Source organism: Sphingobium cupriresistens LL01, from assembly GCF_001046645.1.
In the GTDB taxonomy this organism is placed as follows: Bacteria; Pseudomonadota; Alphaproteobacteria; order Sphingomonadales; family Sphingomonadaceae; genus Sphingobium; species Sphingobium cupriresistens.
The window spans coordinates 72,363-94,406 of the sequence record NZ_KQ130438.1 but is presented as its reverse complement, the minus strand read 5'-3'; the positions used below and the strand labels follow the sequence as shown (position 1 = coordinate 94,406).

At 65.7% G+C, this 22,044-nt stretch carries 21 protein-coding genes; 17 read left to right on the top strand and 4 right to left on the bottom strand.

Features of this window, described 5'->3' with window-relative positions; genetic code table 11:
* The first annotated feature begins 47 nt into the window (after nucleotides 1-47).
* The 11 genes from V473_RS20375 to V473_RS20325 all read left to right on the top strand — a co-directional run bounded on the left by V473_RS20375 (nucleotide 48) and on the right by V473_RS20325 (nucleotide 12,163).
* Nucleotides 48-1,088, top strand: a complete 1,041-nt coding sequence (locus V473_RS20375; protein ID WP_066609140.1) for a PepSY-associated TM helix domain-containing protein — start codon at nucleotides 48-50, stop codon at nucleotides 1,086-1,088.
* Entirely contained in the window at nucleotides 1,085-2,011 is a 927-nt protein-coding gene (locus V473_RS20370; RefSeq protein WP_066609139.1) for a 2-hydroxyacid dehydrogenase, read from the top strand. The genes V473_RS20375 and V473_RS20370 overlap by 4 nt, the downstream gene beginning before the upstream one ends.
* A gap of 237 nt (nucleotides 2,012-2,248) precedes the next feature.
* Nucleotides 2,249-2,917 (top strand): haloacid dehalogenase type II, encoded by a 669-nt coding sequence (locus tag V473_RS20365; RefSeq protein WP_066609138.1) that lies wholly within the window; start codon nucleotides 2,249-2,251, stop codon nucleotides 2,915-2,917.
* A 7-nt stretch (nucleotides 2,918-2,924) separates the two neighbouring features.
* Nucleotides 2,925-4,127 carry an NAD(P)/FAD-dependent oxidoreductase gene (locus V473_RS20360; RefSeq protein WP_244884563.1) on the top strand — a complete coding sequence of 401 codons (1,203 nt, stop codon included), beginning with the start codon at nucleotides 2,925-2,927 and terminating at the stop codon, nucleotides 4,125-4,127.
* An 80-nt stretch (nucleotides 4,128-4,207) separates the two neighbouring features.
* Complete coding sequence (locus V473_RS20355; protein ID WP_066609137.1) at nucleotides 4,208-5,752, top strand: ABC transporter substrate-binding protein; 1,545 nt, start codon at nucleotides 4,208-4,210, stop codon at nucleotides 5,750-5,752.
* Nucleotides 5,752-6,732 carry an ABC transporter permease gene (locus tag V473_RS20350; protein WP_201785569.1) on the top strand — a complete coding sequence of 327 codons (981 nt, stop codon included), beginning with the start codon at nucleotides 5,752-5,754 and terminating at the stop codon, nucleotides 6,730-6,732. The genes V473_RS20355 and V473_RS20350 overlap by 1 nt, the downstream gene beginning before the upstream one ends.
* Nucleotides 6,729-7,556 carry an ABC transporter permease gene (locus tag V473_RS20345; RefSeq protein ID WP_066609136.1) on the top strand — a complete coding sequence of 276 codons (828 nt, stop codon included), beginning with the start codon at nucleotides 6,729-6,731 and terminating at the stop codon, nucleotides 7,554-7,556. Before V473_RS20350 ends, V473_RS20345 begins: the two co-directional genes overlap by 4 nt.
* On the top strand, nucleotides 7,553-9,376 hold the full coding sequence (locus tag V473_RS20340; protein ID WP_066609135.1) for an ABC transporter ATP-binding protein: 1,824 nt from the start codon (nucleotides 7,553-7,555) through the stop codon (nucleotides 9,374-9,376). Before V473_RS20345 ends, V473_RS20340 begins: the two co-directional genes overlap by 4 nt.
* Nucleotides 9,373-9,678, top strand: coding sequence for a (2Fe-2S)-binding protein (locus tag V473_RS20335; RefSeq protein ID WP_066609134.1), 306 nt, complete (start codon nucleotides 9,373-9,375; stop codon nucleotides 9,676-9,678). The genes V473_RS20340 and V473_RS20335 overlap by 4 nt, the downstream gene beginning before the upstream one ends.
* Entirely contained in the window at nucleotides 9,660-11,033 is a 1,374-nt protein-coding gene (locus V473_RS20330) for an FAD/NAD(P)-dependent oxidoreductase (protein WP_066609133.1), read from the top strand. Before V473_RS20335 ends, V473_RS20330 begins: the two co-directional genes overlap by 19 nt.
* Nucleotides 11,030-12,163, top strand: a complete 1,134-nt coding sequence (locus V473_RS20325; RefSeq protein ID WP_066609132.1) for an NAD(P)/FAD-dependent oxidoreductase — start codon at nucleotides 11,030-11,032, stop codon at nucleotides 12,161-12,163. Before V473_RS20330 ends, V473_RS20325 begins: the two co-directional genes overlap by 4 nt.
* A gap of 9 nt (nucleotides 12,164-12,172) precedes the next feature.
* Here V473_RS20325 and V473_RS20320 read toward each other — a convergent pair whose 3' ends face one another.
* From V473_RS20320 to V473_RS20310, 3 genes are all read right to left on the bottom strand, one after another.
* Nucleotides 12,173-12,460 (bottom strand): type II toxin-antitoxin system RelE/ParE family toxin, encoded by a 288-nt coding sequence (locus V473_RS20320; RefSeq protein ID WP_066609131.1) that lies wholly within the window; start codon nucleotides 12,458-12,460, stop codon nucleotides 12,173-12,175.
* The gene (locus tag V473_RS20315; RefSeq protein WP_066609130.1) at nucleotides 12,457-12,744 is read right to left on the bottom strand and encodes a CopG family ribbon-helix-helix protein; all 288 of its coding nucleotides are present in this window, start codon (nucleotides 12,742-12,744) and stop codon (nucleotides 12,457-12,459) included. The genes V473_RS20320 and V473_RS20315 overlap by 4 nt, the downstream gene beginning before the upstream one ends.
* A gap of 65 nt (nucleotides 12,745-12,809) precedes the next feature.
* A complete protein-coding gene (locus V473_RS20310; protein ID WP_244884559.1) occupies nucleotides 12,810-14,282 on the bottom strand; it encodes an aldehyde dehydrogenase family protein in 1,473 nt (490 codons plus the stop codon).
* 204 nt (nucleotides 14,283-14,486) lie between these two features.
* On the opposite strand from V473_RS20310, the gene V473_RS20305 reads away from it, so the two are divergent.
* From V473_RS20305 to V473_RS20280, 6 genes are all read left to right on the top strand, one after another.
* Nucleotides 14,487-15,359 carry a GNAT family N-acetyltransferase gene (locus V473_RS20305; protein ID WP_066609129.1) on the top strand — a complete coding sequence of 291 codons (873 nt, stop codon included), beginning with the start codon at nucleotides 14,487-14,489 and terminating at the stop codon, nucleotides 15,357-15,359.
* Nucleotides 15,356-16,819, top strand: coding sequence for an NAD-dependent succinate-semialdehyde dehydrogenase (locus tag V473_RS20300; RefSeq protein WP_066609128.1), 1,464 nt, complete (start codon nucleotides 15,356-15,358; stop codon nucleotides 16,817-16,819). Before V473_RS20305 ends, V473_RS20300 begins: the two co-directional genes overlap by 4 nt.
* A 102-nt stretch (nucleotides 16,820-16,921) precedes the next feature.
* A complete protein-coding gene (locus V473_RS20295) occupies nucleotides 16,922-17,998 on the top strand; it encodes a tartrate dehydrogenase (protein WP_066609127.1) in 1,077 nt (358 codons plus the stop codon).
* A gap of 142 nt (nucleotides 17,999-18,140) precedes the next feature.
* Nucleotides 18,141-19,529: an aminotransferase class III-fold pyridoxal phosphate-dependent enzyme gene (locus V473_RS20290; RefSeq protein ID WP_066609126.1), complete on the top strand. Its 1,389-nt coding sequence runs from the start codon at nucleotides 18,141-18,143 to the stop codon at nucleotides 19,527-19,529.
* An 18-nt stretch (nucleotides 19,530-19,547) separates the two neighbouring features.
* Nucleotides 19,548-20,042, top strand: a complete 495-nt coding sequence (locus tag V473_RS20285; protein WP_066609125.1) for an Lrp/AsnC family transcriptional regulator — start codon at nucleotides 19,548-19,550, stop codon at nucleotides 20,040-20,042.
* A gap of 16 nt (nucleotides 20,043-20,058) precedes the next feature.
* On the top strand, nucleotides 20,059-21,213 hold the full coding sequence (locus V473_RS20280; protein ID WP_066609124.1) for a M20 aminoacylase family protein: 1,155 nt from the start codon (nucleotides 20,059-20,061) through the stop codon (nucleotides 21,211-21,213).
* 41 nt (nucleotides 21,214-21,254) lie between these two features.
* On the opposite strand, the gene V473_RS20275 is transcribed toward V473_RS20280, so the two are convergent.
* Nucleotides 21,255-21,968, bottom strand: a complete 714-nt coding sequence (locus V473_RS20275; protein ID WP_066609123.1) for a copper resistance protein B — start codon at nucleotides 21,966-21,968, stop codon at nucleotides 21,255-21,257.
* Between the last annotated feature and the right edge of the window lie 76 nt (nucleotides 21,969-22,044).

Genomic DNA, 22,044 nt, shown 5'->3' with positions numbered 1-22,044 from the left:
AGGACGTCGGCGGCCTTGTTCTTTTTTTCGACAGCAAGAGGCGCATCATGACCCGCGCACAATGGCTCCGCACCCACCGCATTATCGGCCTGGTTATCGCGCCGTTCCTGCTGGCGCAGGCGCTGACCGGCGCGATGCTGCTGTATCGCGGTCCGGCGGCGCGGGCGATCGACCCGGTGGGCATGACGAGCCAGGCGACCGGGGCGGCCCTGTCGCCCGGTGATGCAGTGGCGCGGGCGAACCGGGTCATGCCGGGCCGCCATGTCGTCCGCCTGTTCGCGCCAGACAGCGACGGCGCGACCTGGTTCGCGCAACTCGCCAACGAGGAGGGTCGCACCGGCTATGCCTCGATCGATCCGGCCGGTGGCGCCGTGTTGCGCGCGGGCGGCCTGTTCGCCTTCCCGGTCGAGGCCGCGCTGCAAATCCATTATCGGCTGATGGCGGGCAAGGCCGGCATGGCGATGGTCGCGATCAACGCGCTGGCGCTGCTGACCATGGCGGCGAGCGGCCTCGCTTTCTGGTGGCCCAAGCGCAACATCGCCAAGGCGCTGACGATCCGCTGGTCGCTGGCCCCGCGGCAGGTGCTGCGGCAGGCGCATCGCACGGTCGGCGTGGTCGCCGCCGCTTTCCTGGTCATGCTCGCCGGAAGCGGCCTGCTGCTGATCCTGCCCGAACTGGCCGACGCCAGCGCGGCACCGAGTGCGGTCGCCGTCCCCGCGGCCGCGGTCGACCGCAGCCTGACGCTGGCGCAGAGCGCCTTTCCCGACAGCGCGCTGCGCGACCTGCGGATCGATGGCGACCGTATGATCGTCAATTTCCGCGCGCCCGAACGCAATGCGCGTGCGGTGCATCGCGTCATCGTCACCCTGTCCCGGCCCCATATCGTCGGCGCGACCCGCGCCCAGCAGAATGGCGCGCTGTGGATGACGGTGCTGCCGATCCATAGTGGCGAAGTGGCGGGGCCGGCCGGTCCGGCGCTGATCCTGTTCATCGCGCTGGCGTTGGCGGCGCTCGCCCTTTCCGGCCCCATCCTGTGGTGGCAGGCTGCCGCCCAGCGCCGCCGCCCCGTTCGAAAGACCATGTCATGACCCTGCTCTACACGTCCGATCCCGCGCGCGGCCGTATCTGGCGCGCGATTTTCGCGGAGGACGCGGCGGACATCGGCTTCGTCGATCCTTCCCAATCCTATGATCCAGCCGCGATCCGCTATCTCGCAGCCTGGGCGCCGTCGGCAGAGTTAATCGCCAGCCTGCCCAATCTGGAAGTGCTTTTTTCGATCGGCGCGGGGATCGACCAGTTCGACATGGACGCGCTGCCGCCCCATGTCCGGGTCGTGCGGATGATCGAGCCGGGGATCGCGGCCGGCATGGTCGAATATGCAACGATGGCGGTGCTGGCGCTGCACCGAAACCTGATTGATTATCGCGAGGCGCAGAAAGAAGCGCGGTGGGCGCCGATCAAGCTGACACCTGCGGGCGAGCGGCGGATCGGCGTGATGGGGCTGGGCAATCTGGGCCGGGCGGTGTTGCAGACGTTGCAGCCGTTCGGTTTTGCCCTGTCGGGATGGAGCCGGTCGGCCCACGCGATCAACGGGGTCGATTGTCATGCTGGCGAAGATGGGCTGAAGGCGTTTCTGCCAGGCTGCGATATCCTCATCTGCCTGCTGCCGCTGACCGACGAGACGCGCGGCATTTTGTGCCGGAATACATTGTCTCAACTGCCGCGCGGCGCGGCGGTCATCAATGTCGGGCGGGGCGCGCATCTGGTGAAGCATGATCTGCTGTCGCTGCTGGATGAGGGGCATCTTTCGGGCGCTGTGCTGGATGTGACAGAGCCGGAGCCGCTGCCGGCCGGCCATCCTTTTTGGACGCATCCGCGCATAATGCTGACGCCGCATGTCGCCAGCATGACCCGCCCGGATGGCGCGGCGCGCGCGCTGATCGCCAATATCCGGCGCTTTGCCGAGGGCCGGCCGATGGACGGCGAAGTCGCGCGCGACCGGGGCTATTGAGCGTGCGACATTCCATGCCGCGCATCTGTGCGCCATATGGCTTTTCGGCTATGATCGGTCCTTGATCGCGCGCTTGAAAGGCGCACGGCAAATGATGCCGAAACCCATGCTATAAAGCCTGAAATCTGCGTCCCGACCCGATCCAATCGGGTGCATGTTCCGGCCCTGCCATGTCGTAATGCTCCTGTCACACGGCCCCACGGGCCACCTGTAGAACTCGCAAAGGACGCTCCGCCGATGCCCAATTTCCGGCCCAAATATATCAGCTTCGATTGCTATGGGACGCTGACCCGTTTCCGCATGACGGATATGGCGACCACCTTCATGGCCGATCGCATCGATGCGGAAAAACTGCCCGCTTTCTGCAAGGATTGGGGCGCGTACCGCTTCGACCAGGTGATGGGCGACTGGGAACCCTATCAGGAGATCATCCGCAATTCGTTGCGCCGGACGTGCGAGAAATGGGGCGTGGCCTATAACGAGACGGACGCCGATGCGGTCTATGCCGCCGTGCCGACATGGGGGCCGCATGATGATGTCGCCGGTGGCCTGAGCCAGATCGGCGACAAGATTCCGCTGGTCATCCTGTCCAACGCGATGAACGAGCAGATCCATCATAATGTCGCCATGCTCGGCGCGCCTTTCCACGCAGTCTATACCGCGCAAATGGCGCAGGCGTACAAGCCGCGGATGCAGGCGTTCGAATATATGTTCGACCAGTTGGGCGCCAGCCCGGAGGATATGATGCACGTCTCCTCCAGCTTCCGCTACGACCAGAATACGGCGACCGATTTGCATTTCGGCTGCCGCGTGTTCGTGGGGCGTGGGCATGAGCCGTCCAACCCCTTCTATCGCGACGTCGAAATTCCCCATATCGGTTGTCTGCCCGCGGTCGTGGGCCTCTGATCCGATCATGACTGGGCCCTCCCCCCTCTCCTACTGGCTCGCCAGCGCCCCGGCCTTCACCGGCGGGGCGGAGGGCGGAGTCGAAGGCATGACGGACGTCGCCATCATCGGCGGCGGCTTTACCGGCCTGTCGGCGGCGCTGGCGCTGGGCAAGCGCGGGGCCAGCGTCGTGCTGCTGGAGAAGGGGCGCGTCGTCGGAGAGGCTTCGGGTCGCAACGGGGGCCAGTGCAATAATGGCACGGCCCATGACTATGGCGCGCTGTCCGCCCGGTTCGGGAAGGAGATCGCCAAAGCCTATTATCGTGCCCATTGCGACGCCGTCGATACGGTCGAGCGGCTGGCGCGCGAGGAAGACATCGACTGCAACTTCACCCGCTGCGGCCGGATGAAGCTGGCGGCGAAGCCCGCGCATTATGACAAGCTGGTGCGGGCGCATGATTTGCTGGCCGCCGAGGTGGACGAGCATGTCCGGCTGGTGCCGCCCGACCGCATCCGCGAGGAAGTGGGGTCGGACGCTTTCCACGGCGCGCTGGTCCAGACGACCAGTGCGCAGGTGCATCCGGGGCGGTTTGGCGTTGGGCTGGCGGAAGCGGCGGCGCGGGCCGGGGCGCGGATTTACGAAGGTGCCGACGTCAGTGATTTCCTGCGCGTACCGCAAGGCTGGCGCGTGACGTCTTCGCGCGGGACGGTAACGGCGAAGCAGCTACTGGTCGCCACCGGCGGCGCGCCTTCTGTTGGTCCTTTCGGCTTCTTCCGTCGGCGGATCGTGTCGGTCGGCAGTTTCATCATCGCGACACAGCCGCTGGACGACGCGCTGATCGACCGGCTGCTGCCGGGACGACGCAACTATGTGACCAGCAAGGCTATCGGCAATTATTTTCGGCTGGCGCCCGACAACCGCCTGATCTTCGGCGGGCGGGCGCGCTTTGCGATCAGCGATCCCCGGTCGGACGCGAAAAGCGGGCTGATCCTGGAGCAGGCGATGGGGGAGATGTTCCCGGCGCTCAAGGGCGTGGGCATCGACCATATATGGGGCGGAATGGTCGACCTGACCGCCGACCGCCTGCCCCGCGCGGGCGAGACGGACGGGCTCTATTATTCGATGGGCTATAGCGGCCATGGCGTGCAGATGGCGACCCATATGGGGCAACAGATGGCGCGCGTGATGAGCGGCGAGCCGGACGCCAATCCCTGGACCGGGCTGGATTAGCCGAGCGTACCGGGCCATTTCGGCAAGCCCTGGTTCCTGCCTCTGGTGGGCCTGTGGTACAAATGGCAGGATGTGATCCATTGACGGACGCCATGTCGCCCTTTTCCCGGCGGGACTTGATCGGCGCGGGGCTTGGCATCGGCGCCGGGCTGCTGCTGCCCGACGGCGCGCTGGCGGCGAGCAGGCCGCGAGTGGGCGGGCGCATCCGTGTCGCCAGCCTGTCCAGCTCGACCGCCGACACGCTGGACCCGGCCAAGGGCGCATTGTCGACCGACTATGTGCGCCATTATATGTTCTATAGCGGGCTGACCGTGCTGGACCGGCAATTGATCGCGCGGCCAGCGCTGGCCGAACGGATGGACAGCACCGACCAAATCGCCTGGCATGTGCGGCTGCGCAAGGGCGTGACATTCCATGACGGCGCGGACCTGACCGCGGCCGATGTCGTCTGGTCGCTGTTGCGGCACAAGGATGCAGCGACCGGGTCGAAGATGGCGCAGATCGCCGAGCAGTTTGCGCAGGTCAAGGCGACCGGGCGGCATGAGCTGACAATCCGGCTGACCGGGCCCAATGCGGATTTGCCGACCATATTGGCGCAGTCCCATTTCCTGATCCTGCGCGCCGGCACGCGCGATTTTCGCACCGCCAACGGCACCGGCCCCTATCTGTGCGCGCAGTTCCGGCCCGGCGTGCGGACGCTGGCGCGGCGCAATCCTAACTATTGGAAGCCCGGCAAACCCTATCTGGAGGAGATCGAACTGATCGGCATTCCCGACGAGGTCAGCCGGGTCAATGCGTTGCTGTCGGGTGACGTCCATCTGGTGATCGCGGTCAACCCGCGATCGACCAAGCGGATCATGGCGTCGCGTGGCCATGCGCTGCTGGAAACGCAGTCAGGGCTCTACACCAACCTCATCATGCAGCAGCGGCAGTTGCCGACCGGCAATCCGCATTTCGTCGCGGCGATGCAATATCTGATCGACCGGCCGCTGATCAAACGGGCGCTCTATCGCGGCTATGCGACGATCGCCAACGATCAGCCGATCCCGCCCTTCCACCCCTATTATCGCGCCGACCTGCCGCAGCGGTCGCTCGACCTGGACAAGGCGAAATGGCATTTGCAGCGCGCGGGCCTGACCGGCGTGCGCCTGCCCGTCTATGCCTCGCCCGCCGCGGACGGATCGGTCGACATGGCGTCGATATTGCAGGAATATGGGTCGCGCGTGGGGTTGAAGCTGGCCGTCAACCGGGTGCCAGCGGACGGCTATTGGTCGACCCACTGGATGAAGCATCCGCTGGGTTTCGGCAACACCAACCCGCGCCCGACCGCCGACCTGCTGTTCAGCCTTTTCTACAAGTCCGACGCAGCATGGAACGAGAGCGGGTGGAAAAATCCGCGTTTCGACCGGCTGCTGCTGGAGGCGCGGGGCGAGGCCGATCAGGCGCGGCGCAAGCAGCTTTATGGCGAGATGCAGGGGCTGGTGCGGGACCATTGCGGGGTTGGCATTCCGGTGTTCATCAGTCTGATCGACGGGTATGACCAGCGGTTGAAAGGCATGTATCCCGTCTCGCTCGGCGGCCTGATGGGCTATCAATTCGCCGAACATGTCTGGTGGGAAGGATGATGGCGGGCGCCTCCTCCCCAAGCGGCATGAAGGCCGCGCTGACATTGATCGCCAAGCGGTTCGCCTCTTCACTGCTGACGCTGCTGCTGGTGTCGATGACGATCTTCGTCATCGCGCAACTGCTGCCCGGAGACGCCGCGCAGGAAGCATTGGGGCAGAGCGCCACGGCGGAGCAGGTCGCGGCGCTGCGCCATGAAATGGGTCTCGATCGCCCGGCCTATGTCCGCTACGCCGACTGGCTGGGCGGGATGGTGAGCGGCGATCCGGGCCAGTCGATGGTCGCCAACATGCCGGTGGCGGAGGTGATTTCGAGCCGGTTGCCCAACAGCCTGTTGCTGGCCGCGCTGACGGCGCTGGTGGCCGTGCCGGTGGCGCTGACGATCGGCATCGGATCGGCGATGAACCGGGGGGGAAGGATCGACCGGGCGCTCAATATCGCCACCTTGTCCATGGTGGCGGTGCCGGAATTTCTGGTGGCGACGATCGCGGTGCTGATCTTTTCGGTGAAGCTGCGCTGGTTGCCCTCCATCGCGCTGGCTTCGGAAGAGATGGGATGGGGCGACTATCTGCGCGGGGTCGCCATGCCGATCCTGACATTGAGCGTCGTCGTCATCGCGCAAATGGCGCGGATGACGCGGGCGGCGGTGATCGACCAGATGGACCGACCCTATGTCGAGATGGCGGTGCTGAAGGGCGTCGCGCCGGTGCAGGTGGTGCTGAAGCATATCATGCCCAATGCGATCGCGCCGATCGTCAACGCCATGGCATTGAGCCTGTCCTACCTGCTGGGCGGGGCGGTGATCGTGGAGACGATCTTCAACTATCCCGGCCTCGCCAGCCTGATGGTCAATGCCGTCACCAGCCGCGACATGCCGCTGCTCCAGGCCTGCGCCATGATATTTTGCGCGGCCTATCTCCTCCTGATGCTGATCGCGGACGTGACCGCGATCCTCGCCAACCCCAGGCTGCGCGCACAATGATCGCTTCCGCTTTCAAACGGGCGAAAACCCTGCCGCTGTCGGGCAAGGTCGGCCTGACGCTGGTCCTCTTCTGGTTGGCCGTAGCGCTGTTCGGGCCGATGCTGGCGCCCTATCCGGTCGGCGCGTTCGTGGCCTATGACGTGTTCGACGGGCAATCCGCCGCCCATTGGCTGGGCAGCGACTATCTGGGCCGCGATGTGCTGAGCCGGTTGTTGTCAGGTGCACGCTATACGGTCGGTCTGGCGGCGGCCGCGGCCATGCTGGCGAGCGCGACCGGCACGGCGCTGGCGCTGACCGCGGCCGTCGGCGGCGCGAAGGTGGACGAGCCGCTGTCGCGCTTCATGGACATGTTGATCTCCATTCCGTCCAAAATCTTCTCGCTGGTGCTGGTCGCAGCCTTCGGGTCGTCGCTGCCGCTGCTGCTGCTGATCGCCGCGATCACCTATGTGCCGGGCAATTATCGCATCGCCCGCGCGCTGGCGGTCAATCTGGCGCAGATGGACTATGTGCAGGTCGCGCGCGCGCGGGGCGAAGGGCGGTTCCACATCGCCATCACGGAAATATTGCCCAACATGATCCACCCGCTGCTCGCCGACTTCGGCCTGCGCTTCGTGTTCATCGTGCTGCTGCTGTCGGGCCTGTCCTTCCTGGGGCTGGGCGTCCAGCCGCCCGACGCGGATCTGGGTTCGCTGGTGCGGGAGAATATTTCCGGGCTGGGCGAAGGGGCGCTGGCGATTTTGGCGCCGGCGGTGGCGATCGCAACTTTGACGGTGGGCGTGAACCTGCTGATCGATGCGCTGCCGGGACGGGGGAAAGGCCGATGATGGAAAAGCCCCATGTCGAGGTCAAAGGCCTGACCGTGACCGCGCGCAATGCGGCGGGCGAGCGCTTTCCGATCGTGAGCGGCATCGATTTCGCGCTGCAACGCGGCGAGGTGCTGGCGCTGATCGGCGAGAGCGGGTCGGGCAAGACGACGATCGCACTGACCCTGCTCGGCCATGCCCGGCCGGGCGCGACCATCGCGGGCGGCAGCATCCGCGTAGGTGACGCGGAGATCACGACGCTGGACCGCAGCGCGCTGGCAGAGCTGCGCGGCAATCGCATCGCCTATATCGCGCAGAGCGCCGCGTCGGCGTTCAACCCGTCGCGCACGATCATGGATCAGGTGATCGAACCGGCGATGATCCATGGACTGATGCCGCGCGCCACGGCGGAGGCGAAGGCGGTCGATCTGTTCCGCGCGCTCGCCCTGCCCTTCCCCGACACGATCGGCACGCGCTATCCGCACCAGTTGTCGGGCGGGCAGTTGCAGCGGCTGATGGCGGCGATGGCGCTGATCACCGATCCCGAACTGGTGATATTGGACGAGCCGACCACGGCGCTGGACGTGACGACGCAGATCGAAGTGCTGCGCGCGTTCAAGGCGGTGGTGCTGGAGCGCGGGGCGACCGCCATCTATGTGTCGCACGACCTGGCCGTGGTGGCGCAGATGGCCGACCAGATCGTGGTGTTGAGCCAGGGTCGCATCCGCGAGGCGGGCGCGGCGGCGCAGATCCTGCACGCGCCGGCCGACGACTACACCCGCACGCTGATGGCCGCAGCGCGCCCGGCAATCCGACCGACGCCGGTCAAGGTCGCCCTGCCCGCCGCCGCGCCGCTGCTGGAAATCCGCAATGTGACGGCCGGCTATGGCAGGATCGGCAAGGATGGACTGCCGCGCGTGCCGGTGCTGCGCGACATCAACCTGACGATCGAGCGCGGCGGCACATTGGGCGTGATCGGCGAAAGCGGATCGGGCAAGTCGACCATAGCCCGCGTCATCGCCGGGCTGCTGCCCCCGGCGAGCGGGCAGGTGCTGCTGGACGGCGAACCGTTGCCGCCGGGGCTGGACGGGCGCAGCCGCGAGCAGTTTCGCCGTATCCAACTGGTGTTCCAGAATGCCGACACCGCGCTCAATCCTGCGCATAGCGTGGGGCAGATATTGGCGCGACCGCTGGCCTTCTATGCCGGGTTGAAGGGCAATGCCGCGCATTTGCGAGTGCTGGAACTGCTGGACCTGATCCGCCTCCCTGCCAGCCTGATCGACCGCAATATCGGCGGGCTGTCGGGCGGGCAGAAGCAGCGCGTCAACCTGGCCCGCGCGCTGGCGGCCGACCCGCAAATCATCCTGTGCGACGAGGTGACGTCTGCGCTGGATACCGTCGTTGGCGCGGCGATCCTGGAGCTGATGGCGGAGCTGCGCCGGGAACTGGGGATCGCGACGATGTTCATCAGCCACGATATTTCGACGGTGCGGGCGATTTGCGACGATATCCTGGTCCTCTATTCGGGGACGATGGTCGAGACGGGACCGCGCACAGCCTTCGCCACCGCCCCCTTCCACCCCTATACCAACCTGCTGATCGGATCGGTCCCGGAAATGCGCGCGGGCTGGCTGGAGGAAAGCCATGCCGGGGCTGCGCCCCCGCCGATCGGCGCGGCGGGCGACCATCCCGATCTTTGCCGATTCCTGCCGCGCTGCGCCGCGCGCGTCGACGGCCTGTGCAACATCACCCCGCCACCCCGCCATGGGCTGGACAAGGGGTCGGCGGGGGCCAGCCGCATATTGTGCCATCATGGAGATGAAAGCTTGATCGCGTCATGAGCCGGTTCGTTCGACTGGGCGAAACCGACCGCCCGCCCGTCACCCTGCATGTCGATGGCGCGCCCGTCGCCGCGCTGGAGGGCGATACGTTGATGGTCGCGCTGTTGAGCGGGGGCGGGACGTTGCGCCAGAGCGAGTTCGGGCCGGAGAAGCGGGCAGGATTCTGCCTGATGGGCGCGTGCCAGGATTGCTGGGTGTGGACCGAGAGCGGGGATCGCCTGCGCGCCTGTTCCACGCTGGCCGCATCGGGCCAGCGCGTCGTCACCAGCCAGCCGGGGGCGTCATGGCCGAACCACGTATAATCATCGTTGGCGCCGGGCCATCCGGCACGCGCGCGGCGGAAGCCTGTGTCGCGGCGGGGCTGCGGCCGATCGTGATCGACGAAGGGCGGCGCGACGGCGGGCAGATTTATCGCCGCCAGCCGGACAATTTCACCCGGCCCTATGGGAAACTCTATGGCACCGAGGCCGGACGGGCGCAGGCGCTGCACGAGACGTTCGACGGGCTGAAAGGCGCGATCGACTATCGACCCGAAACATTGGTGTGGAACATCGCCAAGGGTCATGTCTGGACGGCGAGTGCGACGGTTCAGGAGGCTATCCCGTTCGACGCGCTGCTGCTGTGCACCGGCGCGACCGACAGGCTGATGCCGGTCAAGGGCTGGCAATTTGCGGGGGCCTATAGTCTGGGCGGGGCGCAGGTGGCGCTCAAAAGCCAGGCGGTGTCGATCGGGCACAGGGTCGTGTTCATGGGATCGGGGCCTTTGCTCTATCTGGTCGCAAGCCAATATGTGGAGGCTGGTGCGGAGGTGGCGGCGGTGCTGGATACGTCGCCGTTCGGCGCGCGGTTGAAGGCGCTGCCGGATTTGCTGGCGATGCCCTCCGTCCTGTGGAACGGGGTGGCGCTGACGCGGACGCTGAAGCGCGCGGGCGTGATGGTGCAGCATGGCGTGACGCCGGTCGAGATCATGGGCGATGCCGAAAGCGGCGCCGGCGGTGTGCGTTTTTTTGCCGGATCAGGCCGTGAAGAAACGATCGCCTGCGATGCGGTGGCGATGGGCCATCATCTGCGGCCTGAGACGCAACTGGCCGATCTGGCGCGCTGCGCCTTCGCCTTCGACCCCGGCACGCGCCAATGGTTGCCGGAGCGCGACGGCGACGGGCGTTCGAGCGTGGCGGGCGTCTATCTGGCCGGCGACGGCGCGAAGATATTGGGCGCGCGATCGGCCGAGGCGAGCGGGCGGCTGGCGGCGCTGGCGGCGCTGGGCGATCTTGGCTTGCCGGTCGACAAGGGCGAGATGACCTCGCTACGCAGCGAGGTCGGCCAATATGCCAGGTTCGCGCGCGGGCTGGCGAAGGCCTTTCCATGGCCCGCCCGACAGGCCCCAGCCCTGCCCGACGACGCCATATTGTGCCGCTGCGAGGGCGTGACGGCGGGCGACCTGCGGGCGGTGATGCGCGAAACTGGCGCGCAGGAAGCCAATCGCGCCAAGGCGTTCAGCCGGGTCGGCATGGGGCGGTGCCAAGGACGCTATTGCGGGCTGGCCGCCGCCGAACTGATCGCAGCCGAAGCCGGCGTGCCGGTGGAACAGGTCGGTCGCCTGCGCGGACAGGCGCCGGTCAAGCCGCTACCTATCGCGATCGGAGACGGACAATGAGCGCCGCCAGCGACGTCATCATCGTGGGCGGCGGGTTGATGGGATCGTCTGCCGCGCTGTTCTTGCGGGGGCATGGCATGTCGGTCACCTTGCTGGAAACCGACCTGATCGGGCGACAGGCGAGCGGCACCAATTTCGGCAATGTCCGGCGACAGGGGCGCGCCATCCACCAGTTGCCGCTGGCCAATCGCGCGATCGCCATCTGGCGCAAGTCGCGCGAACTGCTGGGCGCGGAGGTCGAATATCTCCAGTCCGGCCATATCCGGGTCTGCTATCGCGAGCGGCCCGAACTGGTCGGGTCGATGGAGGAGTATGCGACGCAGGCGCGCGCGGAAGGGCTGGACCTGGAATTGCTGAGCGGCAACGCGCTGCGCGACAAATTTCCCTTTTTCGGGCCGGATGTTCTGGCCGGTTCCTATTCGCCCACCGACGGCCATGCCAATCCCCGGCTCGCCGCTCCTGCCTTCGCCCGCGCTGCGCGGAAACTGGGCGCGGTGATCCACGAAAACACGAAGATCGTGGATGCGCAGAAAATAGGCGAGGATTTCATCGTCACGGCGGCGGATGGACGGACGTTCCGCGCGCCGACCCTGCTGGTGACGGCAGGGGCATGGGGCAATGCGCTGTCGTCGCAATTTGGCGAGCCGGTGCCGATCGTACCGCGCGGGCCGAATATGAGCGTGACCGAACCGGTGCCTTATGCGATCCTGCCCGCCGTCGGCGTGATGACGCCGATCGAGGAGGAAACGGTCTATTTTCGGCAGGTGGCGCGCGGCAACATCGTGCTGGGCGGCAGCACGCGGGGGCCATCCTTCCCCGACCAGTATCGCGCCTATGTCGAGCCGCAGAATACGATGAGCCAGTTGCAACAGATCCGTCGGCTAGCGCCGTCGCTGGGCAAGCTCAATATCATCCGGGTGTGGTCCGGCATCGAGGGCTATATGCCCGACAGCCAGCCGGTGATGGGGCCGAGCGCGACGACCAGCGGCCTCTATTACGCCTTCGGCTTTTCCGGGTCGGGGTTCCAGATCGGGCCGGGCGTGGGCGAAACGATGGCGGAGATCATCGCGAAAGGCGGCACGGACATTCTGATGGAACCCTATCGGATCGGGCGGTTTGCGGCGGGCTGATTCCTCGAGTCAGCGCCGCTCTTGTGGCGGCCACAGGCGCGCGGCGTGAAGCAGGCGCAGGATGCGCACGTCCGTATCGGTCAGGTCATAGACCAGAATATAGTTGCGATGCGCGATTAGTTCGCGCGTTCCCGGCACCCGGCCAGGCCGGCCCATGGCAGGGAGCCGGGACAGGTCGGCTGCTCTTTGCGAAAAGAGCGTGTCGAGCCTGATCGCCGCGCGCGGGCTGCGCGCTTCGACATAGTCGTAAATGGCGTCACGATCCCTGACGGCATCGGCCGTCCAGCGCAGCCTCATCGCTCGCCGTCTGATGTCCGCAGCGTGGCGGCGCGTCGTGCGGCGAAATGCGCCTCGACTTCATCTCCGGCGATGAGGTGGCCTGCCTGCGCGGATGCGCGTCCGGCGTCGACCTGACGACGGAACCAGGCGTCATGGCTTTCGGCCTGTTCCTCGCGCAGTACGACATCGCGCATGAAATCGCGCAACAATTGCGCGCCGGTGCGATCCTGCGCCTTGGCCGCGCGGGCGAAGCGGCCCTTGAGTTCCTGATCCACGCGAAAGGTGAAGGTCGCCTCATTCATGGCGGGCCGGCTCCATGTGTTGCATATGCAGTGCATTGTAACACATGGAGCCGGCCCGCCCAATATCAGAATTCGATCAGCGCGACCTTGGTCTTGAGATTCGCCATATAGGCTTCGCGGCCGAGATCCTTACCGATGCCCGATTGCTTGTAGCCGCCGGTGGGCAGGATGAAGTCGTTGCTGCGACCGTAGCGGTTGACCCAGATGGTGCCGGCTTCCAGCGAACGGGTGGCGCGCAGGGCGCGGCCAATGTCGCCGGTATGGACGCCGGCGGCCAGGCCATAGTCGCTGTCGTTTGCCAGCGCATAGGCGTCCTCCTCGTCCGCGAAGGTCTGGACGGTGAGGACCGGGCCGAAGATTTCGCCCTGCACGACCTCGCTCTTCTGGTCGACATTGGCGAGCAGGGTCGGCGCGAAATAGCTGCCCTCCTCCGGCGCGGCTGCACGGCCGCCGCCGGTGAGCGCTTCCGCCCCTGCCGCGACAGCGCGGCCGACGATGCCGGCCATGCGGTCGAGCTGGCCTTCGGATATGATCGGCCCCAGCGTGGTGTCGGCGGCCCAGGTTGGGCCGGGCCGGTGCGCGGCGAAGGCGGCGACGAGGCGATCGATCACCTGGTCCGCGACCTTGTCCTGCACCAGCAGGCGCGATCCGGCGACGCAGACCTGACCCGCATTGAGGGTGATGGCGCGGGCGACGATGGCTGACGCCTTGTTCAATTCTGCGTCGGCGAAGATGATCTGCGGGCTTTTGCCGCCCAGTTCCAGCGTCACCGGCTTCGGCCCGGTTTCCGCGCAGGCGGCCATGATGGCGGCGCCGGTGCGGGTGGAGCCGGTGAAGGTGACCTTCGCCACTTCGGGGCGGCGCACCAATGGATCGCCAACCGAGCGGCCGTCGCCCTGCACGATGTTGAAGATGCCCGCGGGCAGCCCCGCCTCGATCGCCAGTTCGGCGAGGCGCACGATGCTGAAGGGCGTCATTTCCGACGGCTTGAGGACGATGCTGTTGCCCGCGGCGATGGCAGGCGCGATCTTCCACGCAGCCATCACCAGCGGGAGGTTCCACGGCGCGATCGCGGCGACGACGCCATAGGGTTCGGTGATGGTGAGGCCCAGCTTGTCGGGCGTGGTGGACGCGACTTCGCCGCCGACCTTGTCGGCCCATTCGGCGAAGAAGCGGATGGTTTCGGCGGTGTAGCTCAAATCCCAGGCGGTGATTTCCTTGAGCATCCGGGTGGACCCCAAGGCTTCGAGCGGGGCGAGCGTCGCGGCATCGGCTTCGATCAGGTCGGCCCAGCGACGCATCACCTTCATCCGGCCGCGCGGATCGGTCTGCGCCCAGCCGCTGCGCTTATAGGCGCGTTGCGCGTCTACGACCGCTTCGACCAGTTGATCGGCATCGGCGCTGTCGAGTTCGGCCTGTATCCGGCCGTCGGACGGTCGCCGCACGATGAGGGCCGGCCCGTGACCTGCAACCCGACTCCCGCCGATGAAATTATGCGCATGGGGCAGGCTGATCTGATCGGGGTTGAAACCGGCCACGGCATAATCTCCTTCATACGGACATTCCGACAAAATAGGCGCGCGTCGCGGCATTTGTTGCAATTGCACGGGAAAATGTGCGCGATAATCTTCCAAAATCAGGGCGAAGGCGGCAGCCAATGCTTGGCGCGGCCTTCTAATGTCCGGCCATTGATTCCGAACAGAGGTAGGCGGGCGTTCCTTTCCCGCCAAGGAGCAAGACGCATGGCGACAGGCATAGAGGCGATGGTGGACCTGCGGCGGATGACCGTCGAGGATCTGGCCGCCGCCCATACCCTATCGAGCGAACAGAAATGGCCGCATCGCATCGAGGATTGGGAGATGCTGTTCGGATTGGGTTTCGGTTATGTCGTCGAGCGCGATGGCCCAGAGGGTCAACGGGAAGTGATCGGCACCGCCATGGCCTGGCTCTATGGCGAGGATGCCGCGACGCTGGGCATGGTGATCGTGTCCCCGCAGGCGCAGGGCATGGGGCTGGGCCGCCGGTTGATGGAAGCGGTGCTGGGCGATCTGGGGTCGCGCACCGTGCTGCTCAACGCCACGGACGAAGGCGCGCCGCTTTATCGCAAGCTGGGGTTCGCAACCATCGGCCCGGTGTTCCAGCATCAGGGCGCCGCCTTTGCCGTGCCGATGGCCGAACTGATCCCCGACGAGCGGGTGCGCCCGCTGGGCGCCAAGGATATGGGGACATTGCATGACCTGGCGCGCCGCGCGACGGGGATGGACCGCGATGCGCTACTCGACGCGCTGGCGCCCGGCGCGCAGGGCGTGGTGCTGACGCGCAGCAATGAGCCGGTGGGCTTTGCGCTGTTCCGGCGCTTTGGCCGGGGTTATGTCGTCGGGCCGACGATCGCGCCCGACAGGGGCGGGGCTAAGGCGCTGATATCCCACTGGCTGGGGTCCAATAGCGGCATGTTCTGCCGGTTGGACATACCCGAAGAAAGCGGGCTTGGCGGCTGGCTGGACGAATTGGGCCTGCCCTGTGTCGGCCGGGTCGTGCGCATGGTGCGCGGGCCGCAACCGACGATCGATCCTTCGGTCACGACCTTCTCTCTCACCACGCAGGCGCTCGGATGACCCTTATCCTCGACAATCCCGCCCTTTTCATCGAACGCGCCTTCATCGGCGGGGCATGGGTCGGCGCGACATCCGGCGCGACCGTGCCGGTCGATAATCCCGCCACTGGCGCGATCATCGGCACGGTGCCCGATTGTGGCGAGGCCGATACACTGGCCGCCATCGCCGCGGCCGAGGCGGCTTTCCCGGCATGGAAGGCGCAGACGGCAGGCGATCGCGCGGCCGTGCTGGAGCGCTGGCACGCTTTGGTGCTGGCCAATGTCGCCGATCTGGGCCGGATCATGACCGCCGAACAGGGCAAACCGATCGCGGAGGCCGAGGGCGAGATTCGCTATGCCGCCAGCTTCATCAAATGGTTCGCGGAAGAAGGCCGCCGCGTCGATGGCGGCATCGTGCCCGCGCCGGAGGCCAATCGCCGCATATTGGTGATGAAAGAGCCGGTGGGGGTTTCGGCGGCGATTACGCCGTGGAATTTCCCCGCCGCGATGATTACCCGCAAATGCGCGCCGGCTTTGGCGGCCGGTTGCCCGGTGGTGGTCAAGCCGTCGGAGCTGACCCCCTTCACCGCGCTGGCGCTGGCGAAGCTGGCGGAGGAAGCCGGCATCCCGGCGGGTGTGTTCAATATCGTCACCGGCCTGCCGACGGCGATCGGCGGGGCGCTGACCGCCAGTCCGGTGGTGCGCAAATTGTCCTTCACCGGATCGACGCGGGTGGGGTCGCTGCTGATGCGGCAATGCGCCGACACGATCAAGCGGGTGAGCTTCGAGCTGGGCGGCAATGCCCCGTTGATCGTGTTCGACGATGCCGATGTGGACATCGCCGTCGCCAGTGCGATGGTCAGCAAATTCCGCAACGCAGGCCAGACCTGCGTATGCGCGAACCGCATATTGGTGCAGGACGGGGTCTACGACCAGTTCGCCGAGAAGCTGGCCAGGGCGGTGTCCGCGCTGAAGGTCGCGCCGGGCGACAGGACGGGCAGCACGATCGGCCCGCTGATCAACGTCGCCGCCGTCGAGAAGGTGCAGGCGCATGTCGAGGATGCGTTGTCGCATGGTGCGACTTTGTTCGCGCAGGCGGCCAATGATGCGACGGGTGCCCGGTTTGCGACGCCGGTCATCCTGACCGGGGCGACGCGGGACATGCGGCTGGCGCAAGAAGAGACGTTCGGGCCGGTCGCACCGCTGTTCCGCTTCACCCATGAGGAGGAAGGGATCGAGCTGGCCAACGCCACCAGCTATGGCCTGGCCGCCTATTTCTACACCGAAAATCTGCATCGCGCCTTCCGCGTGGCGGAACGGCTGGAGGCCGGGATGGTCGCGCTCAACAGCGGGGCGATCGCCATGGAAGTCGCGCCGTTCGGCGGGGTCAAGATGTCGGGCCTGGGCCGCGAAGGCGCTCATGCGGGGATCGAGGAATATCTGGAAACCAAGGCGTTCCACATTGCGGGGCTTAAACTTTAATCGGTCCTTCCATCCGTTCGGGCTGAGCCTGTCGAAGCCCATTTCTTGTACTCGCAGAAAAGTGAAGCCCTTCGACAGGCTCAGGGCGAACGGGAGTAGGCTATGACTAACTCACGCAACTATGCCATCTCCGTCATTCCCGGCGACGGGATCGGCAAGGAAGTCATGCCCGAAGGCATTCGCGTGCTGGAACGCGCGGCGAGCCTGTATGGCTTTTCCATCGATCAGAAATGGCAGGATTTCGCCTGCTGCGATTATTACGCCAAGCATGGCCAGATGATGCCGGACGATTGGAAGGCGCAGATCGGCAAACCCGATGCGATCTTCTTTGGCGCGGTCGGCTGGCCCGATACGGTGCCGGACCATATTTCGCTCTGGGGATCGCTGCTCCAGTTCCGGCGCGAATATGATCAATATGTCAATTTGCGCCCGGTGCGGTTGATGCCCGGCGTCCCCTGCCCTCTCGTCGGGCGCGAGCCGGGCGATATCGATTTCTGGGTCGTGCGCGAGAATACGGAAGGGGAATATAGTTCGGTCGGCGGCAAGATGTTTCCCGGCACCGACCGGGAGATCGTGATCCAGGAAACGGTGATGACCCGGCACGGCACCGACCGGGTGCTGCGCTACGCCTTCGAACTGGCCGCGACGCGGGATCGCAAGCATGTCACGTCGGCGACCAAGTCCAACGGCATCGCCATCACCATGCCCTGGTGGGACGAGCGGGTGGAGGAGATGGCGAAACACTATCCGAGCGTCACCCATGACAAATATCATATCGATATTTTGACCGCGCAGTTCGTGCTGAACCCGGATCGCTTCGACGTGGTGGTGGCGTCCAACCTGTTCGGCGACATCTTGTCCGACCTTGGCCCGGCCTGCACCGGCACGATCGGGGTGGCGCCGTCGGGCAATATCAACCCGGATCGCACCGCGCCCTCGCTGTTCGAGCCGGTCCACGGCTCCGCGCCCGACATCGCCGGCAAGGGGGTCGCCAATCCGGTCGGGCAAATCTGGTCGGCGGCGATGATGCTGGAGCATCTGGGCGAGGCGGACGCCGCCGCCGCGATCATGCGGGCAGTCGAGACGGTGCTGGCCGAGCCGGGCCTGCGCACCGGCGACCTGAAGGGCAAGGCGAATACCGAGCAGTGCGGCAGGGCTATCGCCGACGCGCTGGCCTGACCGCTGCGAACGGACGCGGCAGAATATGCTGCGTCGGTTCCCGTTTAAAGCGGGCGAGGGTGCCTATTCGCCCCATATCGGGCTTTCGCCCTGCCGCATAAGGATAGGCTGAACTTCAGAACCACAATGGCGAGCCCCTAAGATGACGCTGCATTCCAATCGGTCCCTTCTGGACATCGACCGCGACCATCTGATCCATCCGGTCACTTCCTTCCGCGGGCATGAAGCGCATGGCGCGCTGCTGCTGGAAAGCGGCAAGGGGATGTGGTTGAAGGATGTCGAGGGCCGGGAATTGATCGACGCCTTTGCCGGCCTTTGGTGCGTCAATGTCGGCTATGGTCAGGACAGCATCGCCGAGGCAGCGGCCGAGCAGATGCGCCGCCTGCCCTACGCGACAGGCTATTTCCATTTTGGCAGCGAGCCGGCGGTGAAGCTGGCGCAGCAACTGGTGGACCTGAGCCCCGAAGGACTGGACCATGTCTATTTCACGTTGGGCGGATCGGACGCCGTGGACAGCGCGATCCGATACATCACCCATTATCACAACGCGATCGGCAAGCCGGAAAAGAAGCAGTTCATCGCGCTGGAGCGCGGCTATCACGGGTCGAGCAGCACGGGTGCAGGGTTGACCGCGCTGGCCAATTTCCATCGTGGCTTCGACCTGCCATTGCGCTGGCAGCATCATATCGCGTCGCCCTATCCCTATCGCAGCGATCTGGAGGGCGACGACGCCGCGATCATCGCGCGGTCGGTGCAGGAATTGAAGGACAAGGTGGCGCAGCTGGGCGCGGACAATGTCGCCGCCTTCTTCTGCGAGCCGATCCAGGGATCGGGCGGCGTGATCGTGCCGCCCGTCGGTTGGCTCAAAGCGATGCGCGAGACTTGCACGCAGCTCGACATCCTGTTCGTCACCGATGAAGTCATCACCGGCTTTGGCCGCACTGGCCCCATGTTCGCGTGCGAAGCCGAAGGCGTGACGCCAGACCTGATGACGTTGGCCAAGGGGCTGACCGCCGGTTACGTGCCGATGGGGGCGTTGCTGATGTCGGGCAAGGTCTATGAGGGCATTGCCAATGGCGCGGCGCCCGAAGTCGCGATCGGCCATGGCGCGACCTATTCGGGCCATCCGGTCAGCGCGGCCGTCGGGCTGGAAGTGCTGCGCCTCTATACCGATGGCGGCATATTGGCGAACGGGCAAAGGGTCGCCACGCGCTTCGACGCCGGGCTGGCTGGCCTGGCCAATCATCCCATGGTGGGCGATACGCGCGGACGGGGCCTGCTGGGCGCGATCGAGCTGGTCGCGGACAAGGGCAGCAAGGCGCGGTTCGATCCGGGCCTGAAACTGGCCGACCGCTTGTTCGCCAAAGCCTATGACAATGGCGTCATCTTCCGCGCGTTCGCCGACAATATCATCGGCCTGGCGCCCGCGCTTTGCGCAAGCGACGGCGAGATGGACGAGATATTCGCCCGCATCGCCAAGACGCTGGACGATCTGCTCGAAGAAGCGGATATTCGCGCGGCGCTGGGATAAAAAGGGGGAGCAAAGGATATGTTGGGCGGACCCAGACTGGACAGGATCGACCTCAAGATCCTGACACAGCTTCAGCAATCAGGCCGCATCACCAATGTCGAGCTGGCCGATGCGGTCGGCCTGTCCCCCAGTCCCTGCCTGACGCGAGTCAAGCGGCTTGAGAAGGCCGGTTACATCACCGGCTATGGCGCGCATATCAACCTGCACAAGCTGGGCGAATATCTGACGGTCTTTACCGAAGTGACGCTGACCGAGCATCGCGCGGGCGACTTTTCGCGGTTCGAGACACGCATCCGCAAGCTGGACGAGATCGTCGAATGTCATCTGGTCAGCGGCGGCTATGACTATCTGCTGAAATTCGTGACGCGCGGCGTGGGCCATTATCAGTCGATTATCGAAGGGATGCTGGAAAGCGATTACGGCATCGAGAAATATTTCAGCTATGTCGTGATCAAGTCGCCCTTCATCAAACATCATTATCCGATCCAGCATCTGTTCGGCGAGCAACGATAGGGCTAAGTTTCCAAGCATGACCGACATTGCCGACCTGATCGAACCGCTCGTCGCGTTCCGGCGCGACATTCACGCCCATCCCGAACTGGGTTTCTGCGAACATCGCACCGCGGGTCGCATAGCCGAGCAACTGCGCGCGCTGGGGCTGGAGGTGCATGAGGGGATCGGCCGAACCGGCGTGGTCGGGGTGCTGCGCAACGGGACGTCTTCGCGCAGCATCGGGCTGCGCGCGGACATGGACGCTTTGCCGATCCAGGAGCAGACCAGCCTGCCCTATGCCAGCACGACGCCCGGCACCTTCCATGGCTGCGGTCATGACGGGCATGTCGCGATGCTGCTGGGGGCCGCGCAGCATCTGGCGCGGAGCCGCCATTTTGACGGCACGGTCAATTTCTTCTTCCAGCCGGCCGAGGAAGGCCAGGGCGGCGCGCGGGAGATGGTCAATGAAGGGCTGTTCGAGCGTTTTCCCTGCGACCGGGTGTTCGGGCTGCACAATTGGCCCGACCTGCCGGCCGGCACGATCGCAACGCGGCCCGGCCCTATCATGGGCGCGGCCGACAAGTTCGAGATTCGCCTGGAAGGGCGCGGCGGCCATGCGGCGATACCGCAGGATACGCCGGACGCGATATTTGCTGCAGCAGCATTGGTGCAGCAATTGAACGCCATCGTGTCCCGCCGGATCGCGCCGACAGCGTCGGCCGTGCTGTCCATCACACAGATCCATGGCGGGCATACGCATAATGTGATCCCCGAACTGGTGACGGTTTCAGGCACCGTGCGCACATTCGATCCGGCCGTCCAGGATCGGATCGAGGATTCGATCCGACAGATCGTGGCGGGGGTAGCGCTGGCGGGCGAACTGACGGCGACGGTCGATTACCAGCGCTACTATCCCGCGACGATCAACGACGCGGAAGCCGCGCAGGAGGCGCTGGACGCCGCAGCGACGGTGGGCGTCGCGCAACTGGCGCCCGATCCGGCCTTCACGTCGGAGGATTTCGCCTTCATGCTCCAGGCGTGCAAGGGCGCCTATATCTGGCTTGGTCAGGCGAAGGTGGAGGGGTCCGCACCGCTGCATAATCCGCATTATGATTTCAATGACGATGTGCTGGAACTGGGTATCAGGCTGCATGTCGCGCTGGCGGAGCGGCATTTGGCGTTGGGTGAATAGAGCGCTGCGTGCCCCCGCGCAGGCGGGAACATCTGTAGAAATTACAAGCTGAAGCCGAAGCCGATCACCGCCATGGTCGATTGCAGCGTGTCGCCCTGAGCGCGAGCGAGGCGGCGGGTGCCGGCGAGCAGTCGTTCATGGACGACCGCCGTATAGATGTTGAGCTTGGGTGTCAGCCGATAGCGCAGGCGCAGCGTCCCCTCCCCCTCCGTAAAGCCCCATTCCACGGCATCCACCGCCACCCCCTGCGCCGACCAGCCGACGCCGACGCGCGGTTCCAGATAGAGGCTGTCGGTGATCGGCAGTTGATAGACGATCTGCCCCTCGCCGGTCAGCCGGCCATTGTCCGACAGGAAGGCGTAGCTTTCCCAACTGAGGCGCGTGCCGACATTGCCCTGTACGCCGATGATGGCGTGGAGGTCGCGCGGATGGAGGGTGAAATCCTTGCGCACGCCCACCAGCAGCGTCGCATTGCCGATGGTGCGGCCGTAGAAAAGCCGGGCCTGCACTTCGTCGATCTGGTTGCCGAGCGCCCCGCCGCCCTGCGTCACCAGCATCAACTGGTCGGTGGCGTTGCCGAGGGAGAAAGTGCCGTCCCACAGGAAAACATCGTCGCCCTTGCCGGCGCGCAATTCGATGAGATCGAAGCCGCCGCTAAGCGCCCATGCGCCGCTATCGTCCGCCTGGGCGGCGGCCGGCGACGCCATCACCAGCGCGCTCAGGAAGGACAAGCCCAGACAGGCGGAACGCAGCATCTACCCTCATCCGTTTTGCGGTATCGGGCAGAGACTAGACGGGCGGTACGGCGCGATTGCGCGAAGCCTGTCACCG